Genomic DNA, 19,061 nt, shown 5'->3' with positions numbered 1-19,061 from the left:
CTTCCATACCGCTCCTCCCCAGCCCGCTTCAAATGCTCGCTGAACTTGATAGCCGGTGTTCGTTGGCGGCGCTGAGGCAAGCCAAAAAGGATTCGGAGAAGCTATGCCTGCTAATTGAATGCGCAGATCAGCCATCATTTTCCCTCCCTGCAACTAGCGTTTTGTAAATCGAATAAGCTGCCAGCTTGCCTTGCTGCGCGGCGGCAACCACCATCGCATCACCTTGGCCTTCACCGAAAATAACGTCGCCAGCAGCGTAAATTTTGGGATTTGAGGTCTGATAGGTTTCCGTATTCACCATCACCATTCCTCGCTTATGATGCAAGCCCAGCTGCTCAATTAGCGGCAAGTGACGTGTCTGACCAATTGCCTTAATGACAACATCAACATCAAGCAGGAAAGAGGAGCCTTCTACCGGTGTCACCTTTTTTCTTCCTCCTTGTTCATCCTCTTCAAGCTGCATCCTCATGCATTCAAGCGCCTCGACATTTCCATCAGCATCTCCGATAATCCGGCTGGGAGCGCTTAACCATTCAAACTCCACACCATCTTGCTTCGCGAATTCGAATTCAAAATCGTAGGCGGTCATTTCCTCTCTCGTCCTGCGGTATACCATCTTCACCTTTGCAGCCCCGAGCCTCACCGAGCAGGTGGCCGCATCAACCGCCGTATTGCCCGCACCGATTACCGCTACACGTTTACCAGCAAAGTCATTTGTAAGCTCCGTTTTGGTCGCTTCTACAAAATCAATGGCGTCATACACACCGGTTAATTGTTCGCCCTCGATGTTAAGATAAGGCACCTTCGACATTCCTATCGCAAGTAAAACCGCATCATACTGCGCAAGCAGCGAATCTGTGGCTACGTCAGAACCAATTGCTGTATTCGTCCGAATATCAACGCCCAGCTTCTTCACCTGTTCAACCTCCCACAGAGCGATGCTCTGCGGCAAACGAAACGAAACGATGCCATATGTATCAAGACCGCCCGCTTGTTCCTTCGCTTCGAATATCGTAACGGCGAATCCGAATCTTGCAAGCTCGCGCGCAGCAGACAGACCTGCTGGTCCGCCGCCTATAATTGCCACCGATTTGCCGTTGCTTTGACCAGGTTCGAACAGCTGTTGATTATTTTTTATCGCCCAATCCGTGGCATAGCGCTGCAGGCTGCCGATCATAATCGGCTTTGAAGATTCGTTCATTACGCATGCGCCCTCGCACAGCTCCTCAGTCGGACACACTCTGGCGCAGGTCGCTCCAACGGGATTGGCATCCATAATGACGCGAGCAGATCCCTTCATATTGCCGGAAGCAATTTTTTTGATAAAAGAAGGAATGTTGATGCCCGTCGGGCACGCTTTTATGCACGGAGCATCGTAACAGTACAAACAGCGGTTCGATTCCTCTATAGCTTCCTTTGGCCGCATGCCTGCCTTCACTTCTGCAAAGTTTCGCCGCAGTGATTCGACCGGAATAAACACCGCCTTTCCTATTGCGCCCATGCCCATCTCCTCCTTATTCAACTTTAATATTTTTATAGGTTTCAAGTATTCAGTCACGCTGAAAGCTTTACAGGTCTATAACCTGGGCAAGAGTTACTGGTCTACTATAATCGTTCACTTTTAGTCACTTAATCTGTGCGCTGTTCGGTATAGAAGCTCTACACCGAGTTCGATATCTTCCGGCGATGAATACTCCTTCGGATTATGACTTATCCCGTCCTTGCAGCGAACAAATATCATTCCGTAGTTGCAAACATAAGACATCGTTAACGAATCATGGAACGGGCCGCTCATCAGAACGGGCGGGGCAAGACCTATTTTCGCCGCTTCCTCCTGCATTAGCTCCCTAAGCTCAGGCGCGCAGTAACGCGGATCACTCCTCGTATCCTCACGAATCGTGTACGTCAAGCCATGCTCTAAACAAACAGCATCTATCCTCGCAAGAAGCTGTTCCTCCAGCCTGTTCCTGCGACTCCGATCAATATCACGGAAATCAACGGTGAAGCTTACTTTCTCTGCAATAATGTTGCGCGAGTCCGGAAATACCGACAGCGAACCAACCGTTCCTACAGTCGGTGCGCCAGGTTCAGCGCTAGCTAATTCGTTAAGTGCGATGATAACCTTAGCGCTGCCGACCAATGCATCCTGGCGCATAGACATTGGCACGGAACCCGCATGTCCTGCGAAACCTGTCATTTCTACCGTCCACCAGACAGGGCCGGATATGCCGCTGACGATTCCAATCGGTTCATGGAGCGACTCCAGCACTGGACCTTGTTCAATATGCAGCTCCAGAAAAGCAGCTATTCGCCCTTCATCAAAGACATAACCTTCAAACGCAGCAGGATCACATCCAAACGCGATCAATGCCTCCCTGCGAGTCACACCATTTTTATCCGTCCGATCAAGCTCCCCCTCCTCAAGCTTCCCGGTCATTCCCCTTGCGCCAAACAACCCTTTGTTAAACCGGCAGCCTTCTTCATCACAAAAAGCGACAACTTCAATATTTCTAGCTGGTTTAAAGCCTTTTTCAACCATCGTTTGAACGGCTTCAATTGCCCCTAATACCCCAATCACACCATCGAATCGTCCGCCGTACGGCTGCGAATCAATATGGGAGCCAAGCATAAGTACCGGTGCTGCCGAGTCAGCTCCTTTTAGCACGCCGATCAAATTGCCGAACGGATCTATCCGCGCCTCCATCCCCGCTTCAAGCATCCAACTCCGCACCAGCTCTACACCTGCCAAATCCTCCTTCGACAGCGCCAGCCTGCAAACGCCTGTATCACCGATTTTGCCAATCTGAGCAAGCTCATCAATACGCCTGTGCAGCCGCTTGGCATTAATGCTGAGTTCTTTCTCCACTCTTTTATCCGCCTCCCTCAGACACCGAAAACCTGAAGCAGCGTTTCGGCGATAAATACAATCTCATCATCCGTAGTCGACAAAGGCGGGCTCAGCGTCAAAATATTCATAAAACCCGGCACTGTATCGCCATTTTTGCTAATGAGCAGTCCTTTTTGCTTGCACTCCGCAATAATAGCAGCAACTCTAGCAGCAGATGCCGGCTCCTTTGTTCGTTTATCCTCAACCAGCTCGATACCGATAGCCGAGCCGAAAATTCGAAGCTCGCCTACGTACTGATGTAATTCAAGCGGCTTGATTCGGCTAAACAGCTCTTTGCCAATATAGGCAGAACGGCTGACTAAATTTTCACGTTCTATAATTTCTATATTTTTTAGCGCCACTGCGCAGGATACAGGATTGCCTCCGAAGGTATTCACATGACGGAAATGATTGTCTGCTCCGCTTTCTTTGAAGCTTTCATACATTTCGGCGGACACTGCCGTTGCAGATAATGGAGAATAGGCGCTTGTCAGCCCTTTCGCCATCGTCACTATATCCGGCCTTACCCCGAAATTCTGATGTCCAAATTTCTCTCCAGATCGCCCGAAGCCGCAAATGACCTCATCAACAATGAGCAGGACATCATGCTTATCGCAGATCTTTCGCAGCCGAGCTAAATATGGATCAGGCGGCACAATCATTCCACCTCCGGTAATAACTGGCTCAACGATAATGCCAGCGACCGAATCTGCACCCTCCCATAGGATGGTATCCTCATAGGCTTGAGCGCATTGCATTTTGCAGGAGCCTTTCGTTTGCCCGAAAGGACAACGATAGCAATAGGGCGGAGGCACATGGGAAAATCCCACACCTAGCGGTTCGTATTTCAGCTTGCGCTGCGCTTGCCCTGTGGCGCTAAGTGCACCCATAGAATTGCCATGATAGGCGCGGTGGCGTGAAATGTATTTGTACTTAGAGCCCTTCCCACGTTGATGATGATACTGGCGGCCGATTTTGAAGGCGACCTCATTGGCATCTGAACCTGAGTTGGAGAAAAAAAATCGATAATCGCCAATGAGCCATTCATTCAGCTTCGCAGCCAACTCAATTGCCGGAACATGAGATTGAATGAGCGTCGCATAAGCTACTGTCTTCATCTGTTCCGCAGCCGCTTCAGCGATTTCGACCCGGCCATGACCGACATTGACGCACCACATCCCGGACATGCCGTCGAAATAGCGATTCCCGTCCATATCCGTTAACCAGCTTCCTTCTCCCGACACGATAACCATTGGATTCTCATTATGAGGAGAAATATGATGCCATAAATAGTTCCGGTCCTTCTCTAACAGCGCTGCTTTGTCTTCTTCATTCATTGCTGCCTCATTCACGCCCATGCCTTCCTTTCCTCCTTCGCGGCTGCCGCTTCTATAATAGAACGAACCGTGGATGAGACCATCAACGATCCTTATAGACTAGCGTATGCGGCTTCTTCGCTGCATCTTCCAAATTGTTTCTGAGATTGCTGCCATGACTCAAAAATAACATCGTAAAGCAACGCAGGATGCTCGGAAAAGATACCTATTTTTCTGCGGAGTTAATCTTCTAGAAGCTGTTTATGGGGATAAATTCATGTGATCCCTGTTCATTTTCCCTCACATAACCGCTCTGCTCTTGAATATATTGAGTAACAGACAAGAAATAAGCGATGAGCATGTAAGGCTTTTTTTCATTCTGCAGCGTTAACATAATGGAATGAGGTGAGGGAAATGGAGTCAGAGCCGCTATTTATTGTTTCAAGGGAAGATTGGTCGCTCCACCGCAAAGGTTATGAGGATCAAGCGCGACATCAGGAGAAGGTGCACGAAGCCATTAAGCAAAATCTTCCCGATCTGGTTTCCGATGAAAGCATCGTATTGTCCGATGGCAGGCGAACGATCAAGGTCCCTATTAAAAGTCTCGACGAGTCCCACTTTATATACAACTACAACAAGAAGCAGCACGTCGGACAAGGCGATGGCGACTCTCAGGTTGGGGATGTGCTTGGCGTCGATCCACAAGCTGCTAAGGGGCCCGGCAAGGGTCAGGATGCAGGCGATCAGCCTGGAGAAGACGTTGTTGATACCGAGATAAGTATCGATCAATTGGAGGATATGCTGTTTGAGGAGCTGGAGCTTCCTAATCTGGAGCAAAAGCAAAAGGATCAGCTGCAAACTACCGAAATCGTTTTTCACGATATTCGGAAAAAAGGCATTATGTCCAATATCGACAAGAAGCGAACATTAATCGAAAATCTGCGCCGCAACGCCAATGCGGGCAAATCCGGCATTGGCGGCATTTCACCTGACGATCTTCGTTACAAAACATGGAATGAAGTCATCAAACCCCAATCCAACGCGGTCATTCTTGCCCTCATGGACACATCGGGAAGCATGGGCTCGTTCGAGAAATATTGCGCGCGCAGCTTTTTCTTCTGGATGACACGCTTCTTAAGGCGCAAATATGAGCATGTGGAAATTGTGTTTATCGCGCATCATACGGAAGCAAAGGAAGTTACTGAGGAGGAATTTTTCAATCGTGGGGAAAGCGGCGGCACCATCTGTTCGTCCGCTTATCAGAAAGCGATCGACATCATCGATAGCCGGTATCCGACTCCCAATTGGAATATATACCCGTTCCACTTCTCTGATGGCGACAACCTAACTTCAGATAACGAACGCTGTGTGAAGCTAATCGGTCAGCTGATGGAGAGAAGCAATATGTTCGGATACGGAGAGGTCAATCAATACAATCGAAGCAGTACTCTGATGTCCGCCTACAAACACATCAACCACAAAAAGTTTATGTATTCGGTAATTAAGGAAAAAGGCGAAGTGTACAAAGCGCTTAAAACCTTTTTCTCCAAGCAAGTGACCGGTGCGTAATAAAAACACAGAAAAAAGCCGTCCCGATGGGTTCAACCCATTCTGGACGGCTTTTTCGCATTTTGAATAAACATCCCTTCAACTTGTAAGAGCAGAATCAGAGCCCTCTTTATCCGGATCGATCCCTTTCGTTTCTTTGCCAAAGAATAAAACCGTTAGCGCGCCTATGACAATCGTTACAAAAAAGATCATAAAAATAGACGGTATCGCGACTTGTTTAGCAACTAGCATACCAACAAGATAAGGACCAATAATACCCCCGACACGGCCGAATGAGGCGGCAAAGCCGACGCCAGTTCCACGAACTGCGGCTGGATACAGCTCCGGCGTATAGGCGTACATCCCTCCCCACGCTCCAAGGTTAAAGAATGAGAGACAAATGCCCGCAGCCAGTAGTACCCCTTCTGTTTCTGCGCTGCCGAACCAAAGGGCGCTGCCCGCGGTTAGCAGCAAATAAACCACTAGCACAAATTTTCGCCCAAACTTCTCGATAAAATAAGCAGCAGTGAAATAACCCGGCAGCTGGGCGAGTGTCATAATCAGAACATATTGAAAGCTTTTCACCAAATCAAAGCCCTTGAGCACCATGACGGAAGGCAGCCACAGGAACATGCCGTAATAGGAAAATACGACTGTAAACCATAAGATCCACAATGTTACTGTCGTTTTTCGGTAGCGCAAGGACCATATGGATTTCATTCTATCGCTCAGACTCAGCTTGCGGCTCTGCTGCGCATTGAAGCTGGGCGAGTCTTTAATGGCTCTTCTCAAATATAGGGCAAAAAGTGCAGGAACAGCACCGAGCGCAAACGCCATCCTCCATCCGTAATCAGGAATGATGAAGTAGGCAATCAAAGCCGCAGCAATCCAGCCGATCGCCCAGAAGCTCTCCAATAGGACGACTGCCCGGCCCCGCTCCTTGGCAGGCACAGATTCCGATACAAGCGTCGACGCAACTGGCAGCTCCCCGCCAAGCCCAAATCCGGCTATGAAACGCAGCGCGCATAAGACGATAAAGCTCGTTGCCAGAGCGGACAGACCGCTCGCAATGGAGAAGATCAGCAGTGTCCAGAGCAGGATCGCCCTGCGTCCGTATCGATCGGCCATCAAACCGGATACAGCGGCTCCAACTGCCATACCGATCGAATTAATTGCCATCAGTAACCCAACTTGTTGTGAACCAAGCTGCCATTCTACTGCCAAAGCAGCTACGATAAAGGAGATCATTCCGACCTCCATCGCATCAAAAAGCCAGCTAAGCCCCGCGCTAAACAACAGTTTCCGCTGTTTCGGCTCGCGCAGCAATGTCATTTTACTCATATGTAAACCCCTTACCCTATGCTCAAGCTCTATTTGACTAGGCGGCATTTTCTATTTGTATGGATATCCTACTCTATATTACCACGTTTTCAAAGTTTCTAATGATTGCAGCCCTATTACAAAGAATATACCCTCTACAAGGCGGCAACAACCATCCTGCAAAAAAAGAAGAGCACCCATGCTCGCTCAGCCATGGAATCGCTCTTCTCTCTATAACCGTATACTCACCCTTACTTAATCAAATCATCGCGCAGCGGCGTGAAGGAATCGAGCAGCGCCGAGGCTTCCAATGCGGTTACTCCGTGCCTCGCCCCGCTTGGTATAACGATGGACTCTCCCTGCCGGATCACTTGCTTCTCGCCGTCAATTGTAAATTCAATGGCGCCCCTCAAGCAATAGCTCAGCTGCTCATGCGGGTGAGCATGCTCATAACCAACCGCATCAGGCTCAAAATGAACCTCCATCAGCATCAGCGTTTTTCCCGGTTGCAAAATTTTACGTGTAACGCCAGGCTCCGCATTTTCCCATACTCCGATATTGCTCATCCGAGTTCCTCCTTTAGCATTTGTCTAGCCATGCTCCGCCATCGTCCCACATCAGCGAGTACTCATCCCTGACCCCATCTGCTGTGATTGTCATTCGGTAGCTCTGATCCGACATTTCAGTAATCTGCAAAGTTTCCGTATTCACAAACGTTTCCGTTTTCCCTATTGTTTCTATAGACTCTACTGTTTCTATAGACTCTATTGTATCAGCATAATCTACTGATTCAACGTTCCCCACCAGCTTTGCTCCTTCGGACAACGGCTCTTGCTCCGAATCATAAAATAGCACTTGCGCAAAAACGATCGTTTGGCTGGTTTTCACCTGCATAATAAGTGAGGTCCGGTCCCGATCCGGCGGGTTATCCGGCGTCAAAGCCGAATAGATCTCCACAGGCTGAGAACTCCACAGATGCTGCCTCAAGCTCCCATTCTCCATTTTATAGCGAAAAGTTAGCGTTCCTTCCGAAACTCCACCAGCCATAAACCTACTTTTGTGCTTAAACCATTGCTGATCAAGCCTGCTTAAGCATACATCTGTCGATTGCCAGACCTTATCCTCTTCCTCTTCAAGAATCCCGCTAAAATGATTCATCCAGCTGATTTCCCGCGGCTCGCTTACATCTACCTTGACCATATCAAGCAAATAATGCTCAGTCAGCACATTTATTCTTCTAATAGAGGCACCTTCGTAAGCCAAGAGATCCCATGGACTAAGCTCCGGGGGCAAAATAATCCGGTCCTTCATCTCATACGCTTCCGCTTTCCAATCTACCATCGTTTCTGTCCATGTTCCCCATGGGTGCTGCTCAAAACGAATAACCCGCCCATCCGCGGGAGGCTGGTCAACGCCATTCAGGCACACCGTATTATGCGAGAAGGTATGCTTAAACCACCCATAATGTGCAGGCACGCCGTAAGCGGTCGTGCCCGGATCAACGAGCAGCGGCACTTCCCCGCATACGACGGACAAGCCGAGCCGGTCCATATGGTCATGCTCGCCGCCGAACTTGCTGTGCTTAATGAACGCCTGCCAGCGCTTCGCATTGACCAGCTTCGTTATCCCACTCACGGGCATGGATACTGAACGGTGTGATGCCTTCCACAGCTGTTCACCTTCAGAAGCGTCCACAGGTGCAAGCTCACAGCCAAACAGTAACGCCAGAATAGAGTCTCGCTCCACTGTCTTCACACCTGTAAATGCCTTTTCCGCCCACTGCGTGCCATAGGCCGTATTCAGCAGCGAACGATAGAGCTCATCACCAAAAATATCCAGCGCTATTTCATAATAAGGCGCATAAGTATGAATGCCGCCCGCGCTTCCTGCATCATTGAAAGAAGGCATATAGCCATTTGGCACTATCCAGTGAACCGGATAATCAAACATCGATTGGAGGCCAGACTCTTGCCAAATATCCCAAGGCGTTCCTTCCGCCATAAGCGCGTAGTTCAGCAGCGACTTGAACGCATAAAAATGATACTGAACATTCCCCTCATACCACAGTCCGTCAGCAAAGCGGCCCCGCTTCATTTGGTCATGCAGCCCATACTCTCCTGAGAGTCCGGCATGAATAATCCCCTCATCGTTCAGCAAAATGCCAATGGACGCGATCGCGGAAGTAATCAGCACCGCATGGTTATGGATTTGCTCCTCTTTGTGCGCGATTAAAAAATGTACGCAAGGCTCCAGCAAGCCATAACGGATATGCGCCTCTTCCTCTTCAGACAACGAAGCCCGAATGAATTGAAAGCCTACGGACAAATCAATAATCCAGTGCGCCTCGTCAAGTGTCTGTGCAAACAACTTACCCGGACCGTTGTACGGGATGCTCCCGTGAATCTTATACCCTTCGTAATTGTCTGCATAAGACAGAAGAAACTGCTTCGTTTGATGGAGCAGCGCTTCATCCGGCTCTATAGCGTGAAGCATCGCCATATGATAAACCGCGCGGCCTATATTCGCATGCACAAAAGATGTCCATGCAGAGTCAAAGGGTTCGCCAGACCATACTGTGCCGCATACCGGACAGACATGCGTGTGCGGCTGCCCCCAATCAAAGGAGAGCTTCGCCCCGTCATGATGGCAGTAATACTGATGCATCCATTCTCCATATTCCACCGGACCTATCGTATACGAGATGCGTGATGCCTCTTCCGCTTCCTGTCGCAGCAGCCGCATAGCCGCCTCAAACTGCGGTAGACATGCGTTTGTTCTCATTTTCACCAGCCGTTTATCATTCATAACGCATGCCTCTTTCCCTACCCTTTCAGTGATCCTGCCGTCATCTGCATAAACGATTTGTTCGCGAGCATGTAGACGATAAGCAGCGGTAAAATCGACAAGCAAGCCCCGGCCAGCATATAATGCGTCTGAACCGCCGCCGACGCTCCATAGCGTAGGTAGGAGAGTCCCACCGTTAATGTTTGCAGCTCGGGCGTATTCATCGTAAAGACGAGCGGCCTCAAATACTCGTTCCACGCCCCGCAGAACGTGAACAACGCTCCCACTCCGAGACCCGGTCTAAGGAGCGGTAAAATAATTTTCCAAAAGATGCCTGCATTAGAACAGCCGTCAATCCGTGCCGCTTCATCCAGCTCTCTGGATATTCCTTTCAGGAAACTAAGCAGGATGAAAAAAATATAAGCGTGCCCGCTGATTAATATCAAAATAACGCCCCATAAAGAGGTATGCAAATGCAGCTTGATCATCAGCTCGTATTGGGGGCGAATGACGACCGCACCTATCGAGATAAACATCGTCGATGCTTGTATCGCCACGAACAAAGCTTTGCCCGGAAAATTCATCCGTTCTACAACATAAGCAGCCATCGAAGCGACGATAAGCGTACCGATCGTTGTCATGCCGCTAAGCATGAGACTGTTCCAAGTAAAGCGGGAAAAGTTCGCTTGCACCCACGCCTCCGCATAATTTTCAAAATGCCACACCGATGGCAAAATGTTGCCGCCCGTAGCGATCTCTGCATTCGACATAAATGAACCAAACAACGTTACGATTATGGGAAACAAGATCAGGAGCGCCGTTGCAAGCAAGAAAATCCAGAGCAGCAGCTGCCCGCCTAATTTCCCTGTGCGAAGCGGTTTTCGTTTCTGGATCGTTTGAACATGGGGTATAACTTCCGTCTTCATAGCATCCTCCCTCATTGCATTTTATTCATGCGATTAGACAGCAGATGGTAGACAAGCGTAATGATGCCTACAATTACGGCTGTAGTGAAGCCGACTGCGCTTCCGTAGCCGAACTGCTGGTCAACGACCGCACCGGAGGAAGGCGTAGGGAAAAATAGCTTATATACGTATAAATACATAACTTCAGTTTTTCCAATCGGGCCGCCCTCGGTCAGTACCATAATCGTTTCATAACCTTTAAGCGAGTTGATAATTGCCAGCATAATGACGATTTGCAGAACAGGTCCAAGCATCGGAATCGTCAAATACCAAAACTGCTGTCTTTTGTTTGCACCGTCTAGTGAAGCACTCTCATACACATCATTTGGAATATTCTGGAGTCCGGCCAAGAACAACAGCATATAGTTGCCCACAGCGCCCCAGATGGCAATAATAATCGTAGTCATCATTGCGTTTTTGGGTCCAAGCCAGTCAATCCGCTCGGAGATAATATGGAACTTAAGCAAATACTGATTCAACACCCCGTTATACGAATTAAAAATAATAAAGAACACGACAGCCATAACCGCGGAGCTGATGACCGTTGGCATAAAATAGATCGCACGAAGTACATTGCGGCCTTTAAGCTTCTGGTTCAAAATAACGGCTAGCAGCAGGCATAGCGGTATTGTCACAATCAGCTTGCCGCCCGCATAAATGAACGTATTCACTACGGAGTCCCAGTACTGGCTATCAGCAAGCAGCCTGCGGAAGTTGTACAAGCCGGTAAATCTAGCTTCGCCGTAGCCTTTATAATCAAAAAACATATACCGGATAGCCCAGCCTAGCGGATAGATGCCTAGTACAACCGTTAGCAGCAGGCTTGGAAATAAAAAAAGATAAGAAAAACTCATTTGACGCGCTTTGTTCATCGTTTCCACTCCCGTACACTCTGTCTTAGGGGAAAGCAAAGGGTGGAGTCTGCACTCCACCCCGCATTGCTGTTCCTATAGTTAAGCCGTTATTTCGCACCCAGCTTCGTTGGATCAAAATCTGGTTTTGCTGCCGTGGTCACATCGCCGCTAGCAATCGCTTTATCAAGCGCCGCATTGTACCTTGTGTTCAGATCCTGAATGATCGCATCCAGATCCCCGCCGCCCAGCATATATTTAAAGAATGCATCATTGTACTTAATGCCCTCAATCGTAACAGCCGGACTTAATGGCCATGTAGCATCGTTGTCGCTTGGCAGGAAACCATCAATGCCATTGATGTCCGGTTTCGCGGCAACTGCCGAAATTGAAGGTACCATCGAGATGCCAAAGCCTTTTTCATGATACGTTTTCAAAATTTCATCGCCGTACATATATTCCATGAACTTCCACGCCGCTTCTTGGTTTTTGGAGAAGCTGCTTAGCGCCAGCCATTGGCCGCCAAGGAACGAGCTTGCACCTTTGACTGTTCCATCAATTGTTGGCACAGGTGCCGCAGCCCAATCGATTTTCGCTGGGAATTGGTTTTTGTATACACCCGGCTCGGAAGAGAAGGAAAGGTACATGCCTAGCTTGCCTTCCGCAAACTGCGCGCGCAGCGGATCGATATCAAGCGACTCCATACCCGGCAGCGTGCTTCCGTCGTCATACATTTGTTTGAAGGATTGAATAATGTCTTTGAAGCCTGCAAAGTCGTATTTTCCGGTTTTAAAATCATATCCGAAGCCGCCGTAACCGCTCACTTCAGCAATGACACGTGCAGAGCGGCCAAACGCGCTATCCGCATTTTTGAAGTTTTGCGCGAAGCCGTAAGCACCCTCTGCCTTGCCGACAGCCGTTATTTTCTTGGCTGCGTCGACCATTTCCGCAAGGTTTGTTGGAGGAGCGGCAATGCCTGCTTTGGCAAACAGGTCCTTGTTGTACACTAGCCTTAATGTCGAGCCATAGTTCGGCAGGCTGTACATTTTGCCATCAATTTGGTTAAAGTCCTGAATGACCGGGAACTGCTCCTTCATCTTGTCTGTCAGCATCGCATCAATCGGTGCAAGATAACCCTTAGTTACATAAGTCTTGATCGTATTCTCCTTCACTCTGAACACATCAGGCCCTTGTCCGGAAGCAAACGCCAAGTCGATTGCCTGATCGTAATCATCCGTCTTGACGACCATTTCCACCTCGATGTTGTCCGTATTCGTGTCATTAAAGCTTTGAACAACCTCCTTGATATAGTCCATATCGTGGCGATCTCCGGTCCAATACACGATTTTTGTTTTTTTGCCGCTTTTCGCTGGTGTTGTTGCGCCGTCCGATTCCGCAGGCTTGTTGGAAGCTCCGCTCTCCTCCCCTGGCGAATTGTTGTTTGTGCTTCCGCAGGCTGCCAGAGATAAGGCAAGAAATGAGCTCAGCACGATCGTTCCGAGTTTTTTGTACATTGGTGATCCTCCCTTTGTAGGTGAAACCGTTTGCTTGCTTCTTAACTATAAGAGATCAGACCCACATAGGTAATGTGGCTACCTTGCGAATAAGGGCAGATATTTCATGATTATCAAAACCTTGCTTCTACGGCTTCGGTGACCTGCCTAAGGAGATTTCCTTAAACTCGGTCGGCGTAAGGCCGGTCTGCTTTTTGAATACCTCGCTGAAATAGCGCCTGTGTTCATAGCCAAGCTCCTGCGCGATTTCCTGCACTTGAAAGTCCTCGATTAGCATCGATTTCGCCCGTTCGATTTTGACCTGCGTGACGAATTGCTGGAAGGTCGTTCCCGACACTTTCTTGAATAGATTGGAATAATAGCCCCAGCTTAAATTCGCCTGCCTTGCGCAATGCTCCAAAGTTAGGTCAAGCTGCAAATGTGTTTTAATATAATCGATCGATCTATATATAATTTTTTGTGATTCGCTTGCCCTCTCCTTATCGATCAGCCTGCATCCGATTTCGCAAAGCTCAGTCAACCATTGCCTATAATCCTGCAGCGACGAACGGCTTCCCCGTCTCGCCTCCTGCACCTTCGACTCAAACTCCTTCAGGTTGCTGCGTGGGAACTTCTCCAGCAGCACCCTGAGCATTCTAAGGGATAGGCCGTGAAAGAGATGCTCGACATCGCTAGGCTCGGGGAGCACGGAGGAGCTTTGCATTTCATCAAAAATGGAAGCAAGCCACTCTAATGTCTTCTCCTTATTGCCCGAGCGAAAACCGAATAAAAATTCATTTTCACTCTCTGTCGTATAAATCCATCCAGCGGCGCTGTCCTGCGCTTCTTGCTGGGAGCTAAATGCGCCATTTCCCCCGGTATAGAAATGATAAGACAAGGCGCTGAGCGCTTGCTGATAACTCTTCGGGAGCTCACGCACACTCCCCGCCTCCATCCCGATGCCGATGGAAATAGTAAACTTCGTGTAGCTGGCGATATTTTCGCAGCAGGAATCAGCAATCCGCATCAAATGATCCCCGGGCTGCCCCTGCATAATGCAGACGTAGCGGTTAAGCGCCTCCCGGAAGATAACCGCCGATGTATGCTCCTTGATCGTCTCCTCGACGATATTTTGCAGGGAGAAACGCGCCAGCTCCAGCTCTTTCACAACCAAGCCGCCATATTTGTCAGTAAACTGGTCAATTTGAATTACCATGACCGCAAGCGGAGCCTGCAAAGGCGGCAGATCTAGAAATCCCCACCACTGTGAAATATCCGCCTCCTCGGTCTGATGATGGACAAGCAGTGACATATACTCCTGCCGCAGCGCAGGCAGGCTTTCCTTAATCTTCTTCTCCAGCCCAATGACATGCGAACGTTCCCGTTTGTCTTGCTCCGATGCTTCTTTCGCCTTTAATACAACTTTGATAATATCCTCGATTGAAAAAGGCTTTTTCACATAATCAAGCGCCCCGTACTGGATCGCTTTTTTCGCATATTCAAAATCGGTGTAAGCGCTCAAAATAATAATTTTGCTATGAGGCAGCATTTCCACAATACTTCGTGTCATTTCTAGCCCGTCCATCTTCGGCATTCGAATATCGGTCAAAATTATGTCCGGCGACGTTTGCTTAATAACCGCAAGCCCCTCCTCGCCATTCGTGGCGCTGCCGACCACCTCGATCCCATGCTCCGCCCAAGGGATTTTGTGCTTCAGCATATCTACTACACTTCGAATATCGTCTACAATGCACAATTTGACCGGTTGACTCATGTTACCCCATCCCTTCCGTCTGCTTCGGAATCCAAATTTCAATCCGGGCTCCGCCACTATCATTATTGCTTATGATCATGCGCTGCTGGTCGCCGTAGTACAGCTGGAGCCGATGATAAATATTGCGGAGAGCATATCCCTCATCCATCGTCGTTGGATGAATAATCGAAGCCATGAGCTGCTCGGGAATGAGCCCCGTCCCATTATCCTCTACCGTCAAATGCAGCCAGTCCTCATCCAATTGCGCATTAATATAAATTTCACCACCTGATTCACGATCTTGAAAACCATGCAAAATGCTATTTTCTACAAGTGGCTGAATGACGACTTTTGGAATTCCGCAGGCAAGCAGCTCCGGATGCACCTCGATATGGCAAACGAACAGCTCCTCGTAAGAAATCTGCTGAATGGCTAAATATTGGCGCACATGATCAAGCTCATCCTCCAGCGTAATCAAGTCTCTCCCCCCGCTGAGGCTAAGCTGAAACATTTGGGATAAAGCCAGAATCATCTCATTAACGTCCTTGTTCTCGCCAAGCACTGATTTGCAATAGATCGTATTCAGCGTATTGTAAAAAAAATGAGGGTCCATCTGTGCGGAAAGCGCCTTGATCTCGGCCTTTCGCTTCTCACTCTCCCGTACCTTGACATCTTCAATCAGCTGCTTGATTTCGTCCAACATCCGATTAAAGCGAAACCCCACCTGGGATACCTCATCCTTGTATTCGCTTTCGAAACGCACATTCAAATCATTTTCTTCCACCCGTTTCATCAGCCTTTGGAGACTGAACAATGGTTTTAACAATAAATAGATCATGTTGTTCGCTATGAATAATGACAGCACCATCAACCCAAGTATGACGTAGATCGTTGCTTTCTTGATGCCGTTCAGTTTCGCTAGCAGGTCGCTCTTCGACTGGATACCAACAATCATCCAATCATCCTTTACTTCCAGCCTTGCGTAGTTCACCAGATATTCCTTTTTCCTGTCCTTATAAAAAAACGAGCCCATCATTTCTGCGGTCAACTGCTTCGTGAACGCCGAGTGCTTTGTCAACTGGTTCTCCTGACTCGATCGATTATCTAAATTCACATCTTCGCCCTCTGAATCTACAAAATAATACTGTTTCTCTGCTGTCGACAGATTTTCCATGAACAGCTCATACAAATCATCTTGCTTCACATTAATGACCACATAAACATCCGATCGCTTCTCGCCCAGCTCATTGACTCCCTCCACAACAAGGGAAATCACATCTTGTTTATCCATAAAGAAGGCATCCTTATGCCCTTTCGTCCAAAAGCCCCGCTTTATTTCCTTGAAATGCGTATACAAATCCGAATTATAAAATGAGTTTGCCGTGTCCCGGACATTGGACGTATGATAATAATCGCCGATCGGCGAAGCAATCAAAATGCTGTCAATCATCGAGTCATTGAATTTCACCTGCGAGAAAACACCTTGAAGTGAGGTCCATGTATTGTAATAGTGGTCTCGGTCATTGTTTTGTGCATCGGTCATCACCTGCTTGAACGGGTCGCTGAACATAAGCGCACGAACGGCAATACCAATGTTCTTAAGCCGTTCATTTACGATTTGAGCAGATTGGTTGACCGTATCCTGACTCGTTTTGAGCGCATTCCTCTGTATTTCCTTCGAAGCGATCCAGTAGGCAATACCTCCTGTTGCTGTAAGGCCAAACATGATTAAAACAACGAAGGTCAGCCATATTCTGTGCTTGAGCGAAAGAGAATAATATAATTTTTTAACAAACGCTCCCCAATTTTTTTTGCTGAACATCATCATTCACCTCTCATCGCCTAAGTGGGCTTAGGCACACTCTTCTTTATTATAATGGAAGTTAAAATAGCTAAACATGCGGCAAAGTAAGGGATGAGGGCAGAATTCTAAAGATTTTAACATTGCGTTTGCAATATAAAATGGTTCGGAATAACAAAAAACCTCAACCCCTGTAATGAGGTTAAGGCTTTTGGACGTACTTTACTAGATATTTAAATCAATGCCCATCTGATCTAAGCTTTTGAACAGATATCCTTGCCGGCGAGCCTCGTCTATAATTCTGCCGAGCGCCTCAGTATTGTCTTTGGAAACGGAATGCAGCAGGATGATCGCTCCGGGATGGAGCTGCTTAACAACCTCGTTATACGCATATTGTGATCCTCTTTGCGCATTCACATCCCAGTCCTTGTACGCCACTGACCAAAATACATTCGTATAGCCGAATTGTTTGCTAGCGGCAAGCATCCGTTCGCTGAATATGCCTCTTGGTGGCCTCAGATACTTCATTTCCTTCTGGCCGGTCAGCGTTTCTACATGCTCCTTGACCTTATCGAGCTCCGTTTTGATGCTTGATTCTGAGAGGGTCGACATATCCGGGTGACTCCAAGAATGGTTGCCTACAATATGCCCCTCCAGCACCATCCGCTTTAAAAGTTCCGGCTGATCTTTGACATAATGTCCCGTTACAAAAAAGACCGCTGGTACTTGTTTATCTTTTAATACATCAAGGATACGCGGTGTATAGCCATTCTCGTAGCCGTTATCGAAAGTAAGATATAGCTCCTTTTGCGTTGTATCCCCTAGGAACAAAGCCCCGTGCTTCGTTACGATTTCTTTAAAGCCCTCCTCATCGATCGAAGGCAGACGCCCCTCCACGCTTTTCTTAAACCCGAAGTGGAATACTCCTGGCTGCCCATATGCAGCTGCTGGACTTATTAAGCCCCATAAGATCGCAATAAGCATGACAGCGACTCTAACCCTTTGCTTCAACAGTAAAGCCTCCTTATTCAATGAAGTGATTGCACTTCATCCGCATATTGCGTTTATATTTCCCCATAAACACATAAAAAAACCGCTATTCCCATAAGTCCTGTAGACTTTGAGAATAGCGGTTTATGTTGTCAATCATTCTGTTAAAAGATGGTCGGGACGACACGATTTGAACATGCGACCCCCTGGTCCCAAACCAGGTGCTCTACCAAGCTGAGCTACGTCCCGAGAAAAGATGGTGCCGTCGAGAGGACTTGAACCCCCAACCTACTGATTACAAGTCAGTTGCTCTACCAGTTGAGCTACAACGGCACATCGATTATGTCCACCAATGCTGGTGGTTTTTGATGCTTGCTTGGCATAACCAAGAGGCATCTTAAGAAAAATGGTGCCGTCGAGAGGACTTGAACCCCCAACCTACTGATTACAAGTCAGTTGCTCTACCAGTTGAGCTACAACGGCGTAACGGTTATGTCTACCTTTGCAGGTAGTTTTGATGCTTGCCTGGCAACAACCAAGGAGCATCTAAAGAAAAAATGGTGCCGTCGAGAGGACTTGAACCCCCAACCTACTGATTACAAGTCAGTTGCTCTACCAGTTGAGCTACAACGGCATATGGATTTTTTTCACCATTTAAAGGTGTTTTGGTTGCGGGGGCAGGATTTGAACCTGCGGCCTTCGGGTTATGAGCCCGACGAGCTACCGGGCTGCTCCACCCCGCGTCATTTTGAAAGAAAAAATATGGTGACCCGTAGGGGACTCGAACCCCTGTTACCTCCGTGAAAGGGAGGTGTCTTAACCACTTGACCAACGGGCCTAGAAAAATTGGAACGGAGAGAGAGGGATTCGAACCCTCGCACCACTTACGCAGTCTAACCCCTTAGCAGAGGGTCCCCTTGAGCCACTTGGGTATCTCTCCAAACTTGGCTCCCCGAACAGGACTCGAACCTGTGACAACTCGATTAACAGTCGAGTGCTCTACCAACTGAGCTATCAGGGAAAATATGGTGGGCCTTAGTGGACTCGAACCACCGACCTCACCCTTATCAGGGGTGCGCTCTAACCAGCTGAGCTAAAGGCCCTAAGCATAAACATAAATCTTATGTAAGATCAATTGTTTATAATCAGGTAATCAAATTGCGCCCTGAAAACTGGATACGAAAGATTAGGCTTGCTGAAGCCTTTTATGCTGCTGTCTACTGGATGTATGGGTCACAGTAAACGTGTTTAGGATAAGCCCTCGACCGATTAGTATTCGTCAGCTACACACATTGCTGTGCTTCCACCCCGAACCTATCAACCTCGTCGTCTTCAAGGGGTCTTACATACTGG

13 protein-coding genes, 9 tRNA genes, 1 rRNA gene and 1 pseudogene are annotated in these 19,061 nt (G+C 48.2%); 1 reads left to right on the top strand and 23 read right to left on the bottom strand.

The window, feature by feature from the left end; all coding sequences use genetic code 11:
• The 4 genes and pseudogenes from AC1DPK_RS33200 to AC1DPK_RS33185 form a co-directional block, all read right to left on the bottom strand.
• A pseudogene (locus tag AC1DPK_RS33200) lies at positions 1-135 on the bottom strand (NAD-dependent dihydropyrimidine dehydrogenase subunit PreA); the annotation flags it as partial.
• The gene (locus AC1DPK_RS33195; RefSeq protein ID WP_477512920.1) at positions 128-1,501 is read right to left on the bottom strand and encodes an NAD(P)-dependent oxidoreductase; all 1,374 of its coding nucleotides are present in this window, start codon (positions 1,499-1,501) and stop codon (positions 128-130) included. The pseudogene AC1DPK_RS33200 and the gene AC1DPK_RS33195, both read right to left, overlap by 8 nt.
• Before the next feature lie 120 nt (positions 1,502-1,621).
• Positions 1,622-2,866 carry a M20 family metallo-hydrolase gene (locus AC1DPK_RS33190; protein ID WP_477512919.1) on the bottom strand — a complete coding sequence of 415 codons (1,245 nt, stop codon included), beginning with the start codon at positions 2,864-2,866 and terminating at the stop codon, positions 1,622-1,624.
• Positions 2,867-2,883: 17 nt separating this feature from the next.
• Positions 2,884-4,245, bottom strand: coding sequence for an aminotransferase (locus AC1DPK_RS33185; RefSeq protein ID WP_477512918.1), 1,362 nt, complete (start codon positions 4,243-4,245; stop codon positions 2,884-2,886).
• A gap of 372 nt (positions 4,246-4,617) precedes the next feature.
• Here AC1DPK_RS33185 and yhbH point away from each other — a divergent pair, with 372 nt between their 5' ends.
• Positions 4,618-5,772, top strand: coding sequence for a sporulation protein YhbH (gene yhbH, locus AC1DPK_RS33180; protein ID WP_076270296.1), 1,155 nt, complete (start codon positions 4,618-4,620; stop codon positions 5,770-5,772).
• 78 nt (positions 5,773-5,850) lie between these two features.
• Here the strand turns inward: yhbH and AC1DPK_RS33175 are convergent, their stop codons facing one another.
• The 19 genes from AC1DPK_RS33175 to AC1DPK_RS33085 form a co-directional block, all read right to left on the bottom strand.
• Entirely contained in the window at positions 5,851-7,092 is a 1,242-nt protein-coding gene (locus tag AC1DPK_RS33175) for an MFS transporter (protein WP_477512917.1), read from the bottom strand.
• Positions 7,093-7,322: 230 nt separating this feature from the next.
• Positions 7,323-7,637 (bottom strand): cupin domain-containing protein, encoded by a 315-nt coding sequence (locus AC1DPK_RS33170; RefSeq protein WP_477512916.1) that lies wholly within the window; start codon positions 7,635-7,637, stop codon positions 7,323-7,325.
• Between the two features lie 13 nt (positions 7,638-7,650).
• Complete coding sequence (locus AC1DPK_RS33165) at positions 7,651-9,876, bottom strand: heparinase II/III domain-containing protein (protein WP_477512915.1); 2,226 nt, start codon at positions 9,874-9,876, stop codon at positions 7,651-7,653.
• Between the two features lie 17 nt (positions 9,877-9,893).
• Complete coding sequence (locus tag AC1DPK_RS33160) at positions 9,894-10,781, bottom strand: carbohydrate ABC transporter permease (protein WP_477512914.1); 888 nt, start codon at positions 10,779-10,781, stop codon at positions 9,894-9,896.
• An 11-nt stretch (positions 10,782-10,792) separates the two neighbouring features.
• Positions 10,793-11,692, bottom strand: a complete 900-nt coding sequence (locus AC1DPK_RS33155) for a carbohydrate ABC transporter permease (protein WP_477512913.1) — start codon at positions 11,690-11,692, stop codon at positions 10,793-10,795.
• A gap of 89 nt (positions 11,693-11,781) precedes the next feature.
• A complete protein-coding gene (locus AC1DPK_RS33150; RefSeq protein ID WP_477512912.1) occupies positions 11,782-13,185 on the bottom strand; it encodes an ABC transporter substrate-binding protein in 1,404 nt (467 codons plus the stop codon).
• Positions 13,186-13,312: 127 nt separating this feature from the next.
• Positions 13,313-14,938, bottom strand: coding sequence for a response regulator (locus tag AC1DPK_RS33145; protein ID WP_477512911.1), 1,626 nt, complete (start codon positions 14,936-14,938; stop codon positions 13,313-13,315).
• Position 14,939: 1 nt separating this feature from the next.
• Positions 14,940-16,745, bottom strand: a complete 1,806-nt coding sequence (locus tag AC1DPK_RS33140) for a sensor histidine kinase (RefSeq protein ID WP_477512910.1) — start codon at positions 16,743-16,745, stop codon at positions 14,940-14,942.
• A gap of 198 nt (positions 16,746-16,943) precedes the next feature.
• Positions 16,944-17,702: a delta-lactam-biosynthetic de-N-acetylase gene (gene pdaA / locus AC1DPK_RS33135; protein WP_179089892.1), complete on the bottom strand. Its 759-nt coding sequence runs from the start codon at positions 17,700-17,702 to the stop codon at positions 16,944-16,946.
• 178 nt (positions 17,703-17,880) lie between these two features.
• A tRNA-Pro gene (locus tag AC1DPK_RS33130) sits at positions 17,881-17,957 on the bottom strand.
• A gap of 8 nt (positions 17,958-17,965) precedes the next feature.
• Positions 17,966-18,041: transfer RNA gene (locus tag AC1DPK_RS33125), tRNA-Thr, on the bottom strand.
• A gap of 74 nt (positions 18,042-18,115) precedes the next feature.
• Positions 18,116-18,191: transfer RNA gene (locus tag AC1DPK_RS33120), tRNA-Thr, on the bottom strand.
• Between the two features lie 75 nt (positions 18,192-18,266).
• Positions 18,267-18,342, bottom strand: a tRNA-Thr gene (locus AC1DPK_RS33115).
• A gap of 32 nt (positions 18,343-18,374) precedes the next feature.
• Positions 18,375-18,451: transfer RNA gene (locus AC1DPK_RS33110), tRNA-Met, on the bottom strand.
• A 20-nt stretch (positions 18,452-18,471) separates the two neighbouring features.
• Positions 18,472-18,546 (bottom strand) — tRNA-Glu (locus AC1DPK_RS33105).
• 14 nt (positions 18,547-18,560) lie between these two features.
• Positions 18,561-18,648, bottom strand: a tRNA-Ser gene (locus AC1DPK_RS33100).
• 5 nt (positions 18,649-18,653) lie between these two features.
• Positions 18,654-18,729, bottom strand: a tRNA-Asn gene (locus AC1DPK_RS33095).
• A gap of 5 nt (positions 18,730-18,734) precedes the next feature.
• Positions 18,735-18,811, bottom strand: a tRNA-Ile gene (locus AC1DPK_RS33090).
• Positions 18,812-18,957: 146 nt separating this feature from the next.
• A 23S ribosomal RNA gene (locus tag AC1DPK_RS33085) occupies positions 18,958-19,061 on the bottom strand; the annotation flags it as partial.

The organism is Paenibacillus sp. 01T424 (assembly GCF_056398745.1).
This window is presented reverse-complemented; position numbering and strand designations above follow the sequence as displayed.

Excerpts from the sequence above, each read along its gene's own strand:
- AC1DPK_RS33195 (WP_477512920.1), bottom strand. The coding sequence starts at position 1,501 with ATGGGCGCAATAGGAAAGGCGGTGTTTATTCCGGTCGAATCACTGCGG.
- AC1DPK_RS33185 (WP_477512918.1), bottom strand. The coding sequence starts at position 4,245 with ATGGGCGTGAATGAGGCAGCAATGAATGAAGAAGACAAAGCAGCGCTG.
- yhbH (WP_076270296.1), top strand. The coding sequence starts at position 4,618 with ATGGAGTCAGAGCCGCTATTTATTGTTTCAAGGGAAGATTGGTCGCTC.
- AC1DPK_RS33175 (WP_477512917.1), bottom strand. The coding sequence starts at position 7,092 with ATGAGTAAAATGACATTGCTGCGCGAGCCGAAACAGCGGAAACTGTTG.
- AC1DPK_RS33170 (WP_477512916.1), bottom strand. The coding sequence starts at position 7,637 with ATGAGCAATATCGGAGTATGGGAAAATGCGGAGCCTGGCGTTACACGT.
- AC1DPK_RS33165 (WP_477512915.1), bottom strand. The coding sequence starts at position 9,876 with ATGAATGATAAACGGCTGGTGAAAATGAGAACAAACGCATGTCTACCG.
- AC1DPK_RS33160 (WP_477512914.1), bottom strand. The coding sequence starts at position 10,781 with ATGAAGACGGAAGTTATACCCCATGTTCAAACGATCCAGAAACGAAAA.
- AC1DPK_RS33155 (WP_477512913.1), bottom strand. The coding sequence starts at position 11,692 with ATGAACAAAGCGCGTCAAATGAGTTTTTCTTATCTTTTTTTATTTCCA.
- AC1DPK_RS33150 (WP_477512912.1), bottom strand. The coding sequence starts at position 13,185 with ATGTACAAAAAACTCGGAACGATCGTGCTGAGCTCATTTCTTGCCTTA.
- AC1DPK_RS33145 (WP_477512911.1), bottom strand. The coding sequence starts at position 14,938 with ATGAGTCAACCGGTCAAATTGTGCATTGTAGACGATATTCGAAGTGTA.
- AC1DPK_RS33140 (WP_477512910.1), bottom strand. The coding sequence starts at position 16,745 with ATGATGATGTTCAGCAAAAAAAATTGGGGAGCGTTTGTTAAAAAATTA.
- pdaA (WP_179089892.1), bottom strand. The coding sequence starts at position 17,702 with ATGCTTATTGCGATCTTATGGGGCTTAATAAGTCCAGCAGCTGCATAT.